Below are 11,669 nucleotides of genomic sequence, written 5' to 3'. Positions count from 1 at the left end.
TCAGCTCGATGTCTTCGATGGCGCCGCGGGTGACGCTGATGGTCTTGCCCTTGAGGTCGTCCAGGCCATTGATGGCGGCGTCGGGCGGGCCGAATACCGCGAGGTAGAACGGCGCGTAGGCGCTGGAGAAGTCGATGACTTTTTCACGCTCGGGGTTCTTGCCCAGGCTGGAGATCACCAGGTCAACCTTGCCGGTGGTCAGGAACGGAATGCGGTTGGTGCTGTTGACGGGGGTCAGTTCAAGCTTGACCTTGAGCTGATCGGCCAGCAGTTTCGCGGTGTCGATGTCCAGGCCGCGCGGCTTCATGTCCGGGCCAACCGAGCCGAACGGCGGGAAGTCCTGGGGGACTGCGACTTTGAGGGTGCCACGCTTGACCACGTCTTCCAGGCCGTCCGCTTGAGCGGGCAGATGAGTGAGCATCAGGCTGGCGAACAGGGCGGTAAGCAGGGCGCTGTAACGCTTGATCATGGCGAATCTCCGCATCGGTGATGTGATTTCTGCGTTCGGACAGAGCACAGGCCATGCCAAGCTGGTTTTTAATCTGCCAAAGCCACGGTTTTACTGGCGGGATGAGGTCTTACTGGTCTGAACAGTTGCGCCGCGTTTCGCACCGTTATCGAGCGTTGGTATTTGCCGCCGAACCCAAGTGGAGCACGACTTGCCGGGCGCGGCGTTTAGCTTTACAACTGGTCGCTCACTGGCCCGGTTCGTCTGAAAAACCATGAATTCCATCTCTCGCGCAGTGCCCGAAGTGGCGCTGCAAGCCATCCGTAAACTGATCGTCGATGAAGGCTTCGCTCCCGGGGATGCGCTGCCGTCGCAACGGGACCTGGCGTTGCAACTGGGGGTGAGTCGCGCCTCGCTGCGTGAAGCGCTTTCATCGTTGAGTGCGCTGGGCGTCATCAGCGTACAGCCGGGCAAGGGTGTGTTCGTGCAGTCGTCGGTGGAGGTTTCGCGCAGCGAACTGGCCCCGGGCTGGCCGTTCGCGGCCCAGGCTTCGCCGGTGGATATCTTCCAGTTGCGTTATGCCCTGGAGGGTTTCGCGGCCGGGTTGGCGGCGGTGACGTTGAGCGCCGATGAACTCGACACATTGGAGGACAACGTCGAGGCCATGCGTCGGGAGCTCAAGGCAGGGGATTTCGACGCAGCGGCGCGGCTGGATTTCGAGTTCCATCGGCGCATCCTGCAGGCCAGCGGCAACCAGGCGATGCTGAGTATTCTCACCGCCAGCGCCGACATCTTCCTGGAGAGCCAGAAACTGCCGTTCATCAGGGCGGAGCGGGCGATGGAGACCTGGCAGGAGCATCGCAAGATCCTTCGGGCCCTGGCCCGTCGCGCTTCGGGTGGCGCGCAAAAAGCCATGCAGGAACACGTACGTAACGCCGCACTGCGCACCGGAATTTCCTTCGTGGCCCCGGCTGCCCCATGACGGGCGTCATACCTAAATACATCAGACACCATAGCGAGACTCAATCAACTGCGGCTTCCTGAACCCGGTAAGGGCAGCTATGATGGGCCACGTTTTTTTGCTGACAATCCCGGAGATTCCATGAGCAGCGATCTGATCAAACATGTTAGCGACGCTAGCTTCGAGGCTGACGTACTCAAGGCCGAAGGCGCGGTACTGGTCGACTATTGGGCTGAGTGGTGCGGTCCATGCAAAATGATCGCCCCGGTCCTGGACGAAATCGCTGACACCTACGCTGGCAAGCTGACCATTGCCAAGCTCAATATCGACGAGAATCAGGAAACCCCGCCCAAGTATGGCGTGCGTGGTATCCCGACGCTGATGCTGTTCAAGAACGGTAATGTCGAAGCCACCAAGGTTGGCGCACTGTCGAAGTCGCAACTGGCTGCTTTCATCGACGCCAACATCTAAGCGCCGAATGCTGTTGAAAAAGCCCCGCTAATCGCGGGGCTTTTTTCGTTACTCGGGGCTAGACGCTCGCAAACCCAGGTGTTACATTCGGCCCCGCACTGGTTTCTCCTTTGCCCCCTGCAAGCCGTCGCCGACGCACTCCTTTCGAATAAGTACGCGATCCTGTCGCCTTCTCCGCGGCGCGGCCTCATTAAGCCAAAAGCTTAATTTCCCCCCTCCATAAATGATTACGTCATTCCTATATGAATCTGACTGAACTCAAGCAAAAGCCGATTACCGAACTGCTCGAATTGGCCGAACAGATGGGCATAGAAAATATGGCCCGTTCGCGCAAGCAGGACGTGATTTTCTCCCTGCTCAAAAAGCACGCGAAAAGCGGCGAGGAAATCTCCGGTGATGGCGTGCTGGAGATTCTCCAGGACGGCTTCGGCTTTCTCCGCTCCGCAGACGCTTCCTATCTTGCCGGCCCAGACGATATCTACGTCTCGCCGAGCCAGATCCGTCGTTTCAACTTGCGCACCGGTGACACCATCGTTGGCAAGATCCGCCCTCCGAAGGAAGGCGAGCGTTACTTCGCGCTGCTCAAGGTCGACACGATCAACTTCGATCGTCCGGAAAACGCGAAGAACAAGATTCTCTTCGAGAACCTGACCCCGCTGTTCCCGACCGTGCGCATGAAGATGGAGGCCGGTAACGGTTCCACCGAAGACCTCACCGGCCGGGTCATCGACCTGTGCGCACCTATCGGCAAGGGCCAGCGCGGTCTGATCGTGGCGCCGCCGAAAGCGGGCAAGACGATCATGCTGCAGAACATCGCGGCCAATATCGCTCGTAACAACCCTGAAGTTCATCTGATCGTGCTGCTGATCGACGAGCGTCCGGAAGAAGTGACCGAGATGCAGCGCACCGTGCGCGGCGAAGTGGTTGCCTCGACGTTCGACGAGCCGCCGACCCGCCACGTGCAGGTTGCCGAAATGGTGATCGAGAAGGCCAAGCGCCTGGTCGAACACAAGAAAGACGTGGTGATCCTGTTGGATTCCATCACCCGTCTGGCCCGTGCCTACAACACCGTGATCCCGAGCTCCGGCAAGGTGCTGACCGGTGGTGTCGATGCCCACGCCCTGGAGAAACCGAAACGTTTCTTCGGCGCCGCGCGCAACATCGAAGAAGGCGGCTCGCTGACCATCATCGCCACCGCGCTGGTTGAAACCGGCTCGAAGATGGACGAAGTGATCTACGAGGAATTCAAAGGCACCGGTAACATGGAACTGCCTCTGGATCGCAAGATCGCTGAAAAGCGCGTCTTCCCGGCCATTAATATCAACCGTTCCGGCACCCGCCGCGAAGAGTTGCTGACCGCCGACGACGAGCTGCAGCGTATGTGGATCCTGCGCAAGCTCCTGCATCCTATGGATGAAGTCGCTGCCATCGAGTTTTTGGTCGACAAGTTGAAGCAGACCAAGACCAACGATGAGTTCTTCCTGTCGATGAAGCGCAAGTAATCGATCAGGCAGGGCAGCAAAGCCGGGGAAACCCGGCTTTTTGCTATCCGTGCATTCACTATTTTGAACGGGCGGCGTTAAACTCGGGCCCCCGAACGCCACGGCTACCATGAGGCTTTTGCATGCAGTATCGCGACTTGCGCGACTTTATCAGCGGTCTGGAACAGCGCGGCGAACTCAAGCGCATCCAGGTGCCGGTGTCCCCCGTACTGGAAATGACCGAGGTCTGCGACCGTACGCTGCGAGCCAAAGGCCCGGCGCTGTTGTTTGAAAACCCGACCGGTTATGACATCCCGGTGCTGGGCAACCTGTTCGGCACGCCGGAGCGCGTGGCCTTGGGCATGGGCGCCGAAGCCGTCAGCGAATTGCGCGAGATCGGCAAGCTGCTGGCGTTTCTCAAGGAGCCTGAGCCGCCCAAAGGCCTGAAGGATGCGTGGTCCAAGCTGCCGATCTTCCGCAAGATCATTTCCATGGCGCCGAAAGTCGTCAAGGACGCCATCTGCCAGGAAGTGGTGATCGAAGGCGACGATGTCGACCTGGCAATGTTGCCGGTGCAGACCTGCTGGCCGGGCGACGTGGGGCCGCTGATTACCTGGGGCCTGACCGTCACCAAAGGTCCGAACAAGGACCGTCAGAACCTCGGTATCTACCGTCAGCAGGTCATTGGCCGGAACAAGGTCATCATGCGCTGGCTGAGCCACCGTGGCGGTGCACTGGATTACCGGGAATGGTGTGAAAAACATCCTGGGCAACCGTTTCCGGTGTCCGTGGCCCTCGGCGCGGACCCGGCGACCATTCTCGGCGCTGTCACGCCAGTGCCTGACAGCCTCTCCGAATATGCTTTCGCCGGGCTGTTGCGTGGCAACCGCACCGAACTGGTGAAATGCCGCGGGAACGACCTGCAAGTGCCGGCCACTGCCGAGATTATTCTTGAAGGCGTGATCCATCCCGGCGAAATGGCCGATGAAGGTCCGTACGGCGACCACACCGGCTACTACAATGAAGTCGACAGCTTTCCGGTGTTCACCGTCGAGCGCATTACGCATCGGATCAAGCCGATTTACCACAGTACCTACACTGGCCGTCCGCCTGATGAGCCGGCCATTCTCGGGGTGGCTCTGAACGAAGTGTTCGTGCCGATCCTGCAGAAGCAATTTCCCGAGATCACCGACTTCTACCTGCCGCCGGAAGGCTGCTCTTACCGCATGGCCGTGGTGACCATGAAGAAGTCGTACCCGGGGCATGCCAAGCGGGTCATGCTGGGGGTCTGGTCGTTTTTGCGACAGTTCATGTACACCAAGTTCGTTATTGTCACTGACGACGATATCAACGCACGAGACTGGAACGACGTGATCTGGGCCATCACCACGCGCATGGACCCCAAGCGTGACACGGTGATGATCGAGAATACGCCGATCGATTACCTCGACTTTGCCTCGCCGGTGTCCGGCCTGGGGTCGAAGATGGGACTCGATGCCACGCACAAATGGCCCGGTGAAACCACCCGTGAGTGGGGCCGGGTGATCGTCAAGGATGAAGCCGTTACCCAACGGATCGATGCCATCTGGAATCAGTTAGGAATAGATTGATGCGTGTAACCTTGCAGCCTTCCGGGGCGGTGTTGGATATCCGGCCCGCCGAGCGGATTCTCGATGGCGCGCGACGCCTGGGCTACGAGTGCCCGCAAAGCTGCCGCAATGGCAACTGCCATGTCTGTGGTGCGCTGTTAGTGGAAGGCCGCGTGGAGCAGGCGGGTGAAGTGCGCGATCACGGTGAGATTTTCACCTGCATTGCCGAGCCCCTGGAGGACTGCGTGGTGCTCTGGGATGGCGTGCTGTCACCGGGCGAGTTGCCGGTGCGCAGCCTGGCGTGCCAGGTCACTGAATGCGCCGATGTGGGCGGTGATGTCTGGCGAGTACGCTTGCGCGCGCCGGCGGGCAAGCCGCCGCGCTATCACGCGGGGCAGTACCTGATGATCGAGCGGGAAAATGGCGAGAAATCGGCGTTTTCCCTGGCCTCGGCGCCGCATTCGGGGCGCGAGCTGCAATTGCACGTATTAGTGCGCGAAAACAGTGCGCAGACATTGTTGGAGCAACTTCAGCGTAACCCCAATGTGCGCATCGAAATGCCCTTTGGCGACACCCATTTGTCCGAGTTGCCGGAGGGCCCACTGGTGTTGATTGCCGCCGGTACCGGCATGGCGCAGATGCACAGCCTGATCGAACATTGCCGCGCAGCGGGTTTCAAGCACCCGGTGCATCTGTATTGGGGTGTGCGGCGTCCGGAAGATTTCTATGAAATCGAGCATTGGGATGAGTGGAAAAAACTGCCGAACCTGTATCTGCACAAAGTCGTCAGCGACCTGTGCGGCTGGACAGGTCGTTGCGGGATGCTTCACGAAGCTGTGTGCGAGGACATCAGCAATCTCAAGGATGTGCATGTCTACGCCAGCGGTTCGCCGGCCATGATCTATGCCACGCTCGATGCTTTGGTAGAAGCCGGAATGGACGCCCACCAAATGCGCGCCGACGTGTTTGCCTATGCGCCGCGCTCTTGAGCCGAGCTCTTGAGCGGCTCTTGAGCGGCTCTTGAAGCTTGATTGAGGTCTGTTTTTTGTAGCGAGAGGATTTCAGCTTTGTGGGAGCAAAGCTTGCTCGCGAAACAGGCACCTCGGTCTCTGAAAGACAGCATCGCTTTCATCGCGGGCGAGCCTTGCTCCCACAGGGTCATATACCTGGCGATATATCGATTCGATATTTAGTACGCACACTAGATGTCGTTAAGGTATATGCCTGAGTTTCAGGCATTCATGGCATCCAACTTGCCTTGATTCTGATCAGCGTCAGTGTCATGACGGCGCTACCAACTTCCGACCCGCGAGGAGCCAACTGCTACCGGCCATGACCGCTATCGAATCCGCCTTTACCAGCGCCCCATACCCGCCACGCCTCGACCTGGGGCCGCAGCTGACCCATGAGCAGCTGCGCACGTCGATGCAATCGACCATGAGTCTGCACCAGGGCGGGCCTGTGTGGTTGTTCGCTTATGGTTCGTTGATCTGGCGGCCGGAATGCACGGCGGTGGAACGGGTGCGCGGCCGCGTCCATGGTTATCATCGCGGTTTGTATTTGTGGTCTCACGAACACCGTGGCACCCCCGAATTGCCGGGGCTGGTGTTTGGACTGGATCGCGGCGGTTCGTGCAGCGGTTTTGCCTATCGATTGCCGCAGGACAATCTTGAGGATTCGCTGTTCGCCCTGTGGCAGCGCGAGATGCCGTTCCCGTCCTATCGTCCGCACTGGCTCAGTTGCCGTCTCGAAGATGGCAGTCGGGTGCAGGCCTTGGGGTTTGTGCTGGAGCGGCACCTGCCCAGCTATGCCGGCAACTTGCCGGATCATGTGCTGAGCCAGGTGTTCGAAAGCGCCTGTGGGCGCTATGGCACCACTCGCGATTATGTCGAGCAGACCATCCACGCCCTGCGCAGCCACGCCATGCCAGACCGGAATCTGGAGGCGCGGCTCAAACGCTGTAAATCAGCCCTGGATCAGGCCACCGCTTCGCGGCTCTGACTGGCGATTTGCTTGTGCCACAAGGTTGGCGCGAGGAACGCCATCGCCAGCAGGCAAGCACCCACCAGCAATACAAAACCACCGTTCCAGCCGAAATGGTCCACCGTGTAGCCCATGGCAGCACTGGCCGCGACCGAGCCGCCCAGGTAGCCAAACAGCCCGGTGAAACCTGCGGCGGTACCAGCGGCCTTTTTCGGCGCCAGTTCCAGAGCCTGCAAACCGATCAGCATCACCGGGCCGTAGATCAGAAAGCCAATCGAAACCAGGGCGATCATGTCCACGGTCGGGTTGCCGGCCGGGTTCAGCCAGTACACCAGTGTCGCCACGGTCACCAGCGCCATGAACACCATGCCCGTCAGGCCCCGGTTGCCGCGGAAGATTTTGTCCGACATCCAGCCGCACAGTAACGTGCCGGGGATGCCTGCCCACTCATACAAAAAGTACGCCCAGGAGGTTTTATCCACCGTGAAGCCTTTGGCTTCCTTGAGGTAGGTGGGCGCCCAGTCCAGCACGCCGTAGCGCAGCAGGTAAACAAAGACGTTTGCCATGGCGATGTACCAGAGCATTTTGTTGCGCAGCACGTACTTGACGAAGATTTCCTTGGCGCTGAACTCGTTCTCGTGACTGGCGTCGTAGCCTTCCGGGTAATCGTTCTTGTATTTTTCGATCGGCGGCAGGCCTACCGATTGCGGGGTGTCGCGCATGGTCGCGAAGGCAAACAGCGCCACCAGTAGCGCCACGGCCGCCGGTACATAAAACGCCGCATGCCAGTCATTGAACCAGCCCATCCCCAGCAGGAACAACGGCCCAATCAAGCCACCGCCGACGTTATGCGCCACGTTCCAGACGGACACCACACCGCCGCGTTCTTTCTGCGACCACCAGTGCACCATGGTCCGGCCACTGGGTGGCCAACCCATGCCCTGGGCCCAGCCATTGATGAACAACAGGATGAACATCATGGTTACGCTGGATGTTGCCCAAGGCGCGAAACCGAAAATGAACATCACCCCCGCCGAGACCAGCAAACCGAATGGCAGGAAATAGCGCGGGTTGGAACGGTCGGACACCAGGCCCATCAGGAACTTCGAAAGCCCGTAGGCGATGGCAATGGCCGACATGGCCAGGCCCAACTGACCCCGGGTGTAGCCCTCGTCGATCAGGTATGGCATGGCCAGGGAGAAGTTTTTGCGCAGCAGGTAATAACCGGCGTAGCCGATGAAGATGCCGGCGAAAATCTGCCAGCGAAGGCGTCGGTAGGTGCTGTCTATTTTTTCTTCAGGCAGGGGCGCCTGATGTACGGCAGGACGAAAGAAAGCAAACATTCAAGGGCTCCAGATTCTTGTTATGACTGCGGATGCGAATGTTACAGTTTCGTTACCGAAAATAGCATCGCTTCTCATCACTTAAACAATGGAAATTTCCCTGAATGAATGTTCTTAAATGAACATGTCGCGCAGAAATACGCCGATGGTGTTGTGGGAATGCCTTGTGAGGTAAGTAGATGCCGGCGCCCGGCGTTTTGCTTTGATCGCCAGATTCAATCGTCACGCGGTCCGCCGCTTTTGACACGCGGACCGCTTGATTGACTATCAACGCACCTGCACCACCACCTTCCCCACGGCTTTGCGCTGGCCCAGGTCATTGATCGCCTGGGCGGCGTTGCTCAATGGATACACCTGCGAGACCAGTGGCTTGAGCTTGCCTTCGGTGAACCAGCTAAACAATTGCTGGAAGTTGGCGGCGTTGTCCTGGGGTTGGCGTTGGGCGAAGGAGCCCCAGAACACGCCGACCACGGCGGCGCCCTTGAGCAGGGCCAGGTTTACCGGAAGCTCGGGGATGCGTCCGCTGGCAAAGCCGACCACCAATAGCCGGCCGTTCCAGGCGATGGCGCGAATGGCCTGGTCAAACAGATCGCCGCCCACCGGGTCGTAAATCACATCGGCGCCTTGGCCGTCGGTGAGGCGTTTGATTTCATCCTTGAGGCTGGTTTCGCTGTAGTTGATCAGTTCGTCGGCACCGGCAGCCTTGGCCACGGCCAGCTTCTCTGCACTGCTGGCGGCGGCAATCACCCGGGCGCCCATGGCCTTGCCGATCTCCACGGCCGCCAGGCCGACGCCGCCCGATGCACCGAGCACCAGCAGGGTTTCGCCGGGTTGCAGGTTGGCCCGTTGCTTGAGGGCATGCATCGACGTGCCGTAGGTCATGCTGAAGGCGGCGGCGGTGTTGAAGTCCATGGACGAGGGGATGGGCAACACGTTGTAGCCTGGCACGGCCACCTGTTCGGCAAAGCTGCCCCAGCCGGTCAACGCCATGACCCGGTCACCGACCTTCAGGTGGCTGACCTTTTCGCCCACGGCGCTGATGACGCCCGCTGCTTCGCCGCCGGGGGAAAACGGGAAGGGTGGTTTGAATTGGTATTTGCCCTCGATGATCAGCGTGTCAGGGAAGTTCACGCCGGCGGCATGCACATCCAGCAGCACTTCGTTCTTCTTCGCGACGGGGCTGGCGACGTCTTCCAGCACCAGCGATTCGGCAGGACCGAATTCTTTGCACAGCACGGCTTTCATCAGGGCTATTCCTTTGGGAGTGATGGCCGATAAGTGTAGGTGTGAGAGTCAATGGGTCAACGAGCATGCCCTGCCCTGATAGCCGGCCATAAGCTTGTGCTTGAACGGCGGGTCGGTATGCTGGGCCGCAAACCGTATGAGGAGTCGAATGTGAAAGCGTGGATCATGTTGATGCTGGCCCTGTCGTTGCCTGTGACGGCAACGGCCGAGGAAGCCAAAGAAGGCGAGGCGCCGAAGGTCAGTTACATCACCCTCAGCCCGCCGTTCGTGGGCAACTATGGCTTGGACGGCTCGGCAAAGCTGAGGGTGTACAAGGCCGATGTGGCCCTGCGTGTCACGGGGGATGCCGCCGCTGCAGCGGTGAAGGCCAACGAGCCGCTGATCCGTAATCAGCTGGTTGCGCTGTTCGCCCAACAGACCACCGAGGCCATGAACAATATCGAAGCCAAGGAAAAACTGCGTCAGGAAGCCTTGAAGCAGACCCAGCAGATCATGAACGACGAAACCGGCAAGCCGATGGTGGATGACCTGTTGTTCAATAACCTGATCATTCAATAAACCCGCTAGATCGCAGCCTTTGGCAGTGCCCGGATCCCCAGGCGCTACCCAAGGCTGCTTTTTTTCGTCAAGACGCCAGGCTTTTGCGAAACCGGCCCAGGGCGATTGCGAAGAACAACAGCCCGATCGCCGCCAGTGCCAGCAGGTCTGGCCATACCACGCTCACGCCTGCATCACGGAACAGGATCGCCGCGCTGAGGCTGACGAAATGGGTCGAAGGCGAACCTTGCATCACCCATTGCAACCATTGCGGCATGCTGTCCAGCGGCGTGCTGCCGCCCGACAACAGCAGCATCGGAATGATGACCGGGATCGACAGTAAGCCGAACTGGGGCGTCGAACGGGCAAGGGTGGCGAGAAAAATACCCAGGGCGGTGCTGGCGAACAGGTAGAGCGCAGTCACCAGCAGGAAGAGCAGCATGGAGCCGGCGAGCGGAACGCCCAGTGCGAACTTGACGATGATTTCCAGCGACGCCCAGGTACATAGCACCACCACCAGCATGTTGCTCCAGATTTTCGCCAGCATGATTTCCAAGGCCGTGAGCGGCAGCACCAGCAAGTGATCGAGGGTGCCGTGCTCGCGCTCGCGCAACAGCGCCGTGCCCGTCAGGATGATGGCCAGGATCGTGATGTTGTTGACGATCTGGATCACTGCGAGGAACCAGCCACCTTCCAGATTGGTATTGAACAGCGAACGAGTGGTCAATCTCACGGGCGTTTGTTCGCTCGCTTGTGCCTGGCCGGCATAGGTCGTCAGTTCCTGTTGGAAAATCCGTCCGATGTAGCCGGCTCCCATGAACGCCTGGCTCATGGCCGTGGCATCGACGTTGAGTTGCAGCGTCGGTTCGCGTCCTGCGAGCAGGTCGGCCTGGAAATTGGCGGGCACGTTAATGACGAAGGTGTAGCGGCCATTGTCCATGACCTTGTCCAGTTCGGCGTAGGGCAGTGCCACCGGGCTCTGGAACTCCGGCGGTTGCAGGACCAGGGCCAATTGGCGCGAGAGATGGCTCTGGTCTTCGTCCACTATTGCGACACTGGCGTTGTGCACGCCGATCACCGAACCGGCGGCCGGCATGTAGATCGCCACGGTGAAGGCGTAGCCCAGGAACAGCAACAGAACGGAGTCGTAGCGCAGGCTGGTCAGTTCCTTGAGCCCAAGACGCCAGATATGTGAAAGCGTGTGCATCAGGCCTCCTGCTTCTTCAGCATGATCAGGCTGAGCCCGGTGAAGCCCAGGAAAAACCCGAACAACGCCAGGCATTGTGGCCATAGCTGGCGCAGATCAAGGGCCTTGGTGAAGGTGCCGACGGCGATGTCGAGGAAGTGCCCGGCGGGAAACAGCTGGCCCATCACCGAGGCTGCACCGTCCAGGGATGAGCGCGGCACGATCAGCCCTGAGAACTGGATGGTCGGGAGGCTGGTGATGATCATGGTGCCGAGGATCGCGGCGATCTGGGTGCGGGTGAATGCCGAGATCAACAGCCCCATGCTGGTGGTCGCCAGCACATAGAGCAGGCCGCCCAACGCCAGCGTCAGGGCGCTGCCCTTGAATGGCACGCCAAACAGCCAGCGGTTCATCGCGGTCAGCAG

General features: G+C 59.7%; 12 protein-coding genes. 7 read left to right on the top strand and 5 right to left on the bottom strand.

Features of this window, described 5'->3' with window-relative positions; all coding sequences use genetic code 11:
- The coding region (locus GSM73_RS22525) for a transporter substrate-binding domain-containing protein (protein WP_372241405.1) at nt 1-469 on the bottom strand (469 nt) is incomplete at its 3' end.
- 253 nt (nt 470-722) lie between these two features.
- On the opposite strand from GSM73_RS22525, the gene GSM73_RS22520 reads away from it, so the two are divergent.
- The 6 genes from GSM73_RS22520 (at nt 723) to GSM73_RS22495 (ending at nt 6,951) form a co-directional block, all read left to right on the top strand.
- Nucleotides 723-1,430: a FadR/GntR family transcriptional regulator gene (locus GSM73_RS22520; protein WP_047226096.1), complete on the top strand. Its 708-nt coding sequence runs from the start codon at nt 723-725 to the stop codon at nt 1,428-1,430.
- A gap of 120 nt (nt 1,431-1,550) precedes the next feature.
- Entirely contained in the window at nt 1,551-1,880 is a 330-nt protein-coding gene (gene trxA, locus GSM73_RS22515) for a thioredoxin TrxA (RefSeq protein ID WP_047226095.1), read from the top strand.
- Nucleotides 1,881-2,122: 242 nt separating this feature from the next.
- The gene (rho, locus tag GSM73_RS22510; RefSeq protein ID WP_025216061.1) at nt 2,123-3,382 is read left to right on the top strand and encodes a transcription termination factor Rho; all 1,260 of its coding nucleotides are present in this window, start codon (nt 2,123-2,125) and stop codon (nt 3,380-3,382) included.
- A gap of 122 nt (nt 3,383-3,504) precedes the next feature.
- Nucleotides 3,505-4,971: a 4-hydroxy-3-polyprenylbenzoate decarboxylase gene (gene ubiD / locus GSM73_RS22505; protein ID WP_039590257.1), complete on the top strand. Its 1,467-nt coding sequence runs from the start codon at nt 3,505-3,507 to the stop codon at nt 4,969-4,971.
- The gene (locus GSM73_RS22500) at nt 4,971-5,939 is read left to right on the top strand and encodes a CDP-6-deoxy-delta-3,4-glucoseen reductase (protein ID WP_076383063.1); all 969 of its coding nucleotides are present in this window, start codon (nt 4,971-4,973) and stop codon (nt 5,937-5,939) included. The genes ubiD and GSM73_RS22500 overlap by 1 nt, the downstream gene beginning before the upstream one ends.
- 343 nt (nt 5,940-6,282) lie before the next feature.
- A complete protein-coding gene (locus tag GSM73_RS22495) occupies nt 6,283-6,951 on the top strand; it encodes a gamma-glutamylcyclotransferase (protein WP_076383062.1) in 669 nt (222 codons plus the stop codon).
- Here the strand turns inward: GSM73_RS22495 and glpT are convergent.
- Together glpT and GSM73_RS22485 are read right to left on the bottom strand one after the other, a co-directional pair.
- Nucleotides 6,927-8,276 (bottom strand): glycerol-3-phosphate transporter, encoded by a 1,350-nt coding sequence (glpT, locus tag GSM73_RS22490; RefSeq protein WP_047226091.1) that lies wholly within the window; start codon nt 8,274-8,276, stop codon nt 6,927-6,929. The two genes, GSM73_RS22495 and glpT, sit on opposite strands and share 25 nt — an antisense overlap.
- A gap of 267 nt (nt 8,277-8,543) precedes the next feature.
- Entirely contained in the window at nt 8,544-9,521 is a 978-nt protein-coding gene (locus GSM73_RS22485) for an NADPH:quinone oxidoreductase family protein (protein ID WP_076383061.1), read from the bottom strand.
- A 150-nt stretch (nt 9,522-9,671) separates the two neighbouring features.
- Here GSM73_RS22485 and GSM73_RS22480 point away from each other — a divergent pair, with 150 nt between their 5' ends.
- Nucleotides 9,672-10,079 (top strand): flagellar basal body-associated protein FliL, encoded by a 408-nt coding sequence (locus tag GSM73_RS22480; RefSeq protein ID WP_076386501.1) that lies wholly within the window; start codon nt 9,672-9,674, stop codon nt 10,077-10,079.
- 67 nt (nt 10,080-10,146) lie between these two features.
- On the opposite strand, the gene GSM73_RS22475 is transcribed toward GSM73_RS22480, so the two are convergent.
- Nucleotides 10,147-11,265: an ABC transporter permease gene (locus tag GSM73_RS22475; RefSeq protein ID WP_047226089.1), complete on the bottom strand. Its 1,119-nt coding sequence runs from the start codon at nt 11,263-11,265 to the stop codon at nt 10,147-10,149.
- The coding region (locus GSM73_RS27800) for an ABC transporter permease (RefSeq protein ID WP_256677052.1) at nt 11,265-11,669 on the bottom strand (405 nt) is incomplete at its 5' end. The genes GSM73_RS22475 and GSM73_RS27800, both read right to left, overlap by 1 nt.

Origin of the sequence: Pseudomonas sp. PICF6, from assembly GCF_009831705.1 — a bacterium.
Lineage (GTDB): Bacteria > Pseudomonadota > Gammaproteobacteria > Pseudomonadales > Pseudomonadaceae > Aquipseudomonas > Aquipseudomonas rhizophila.
The sequence above is the reverse complement of the archived record's forward strand: the minus strand, read 5'-3'. Positions and strand labels throughout refer to the sequence as shown.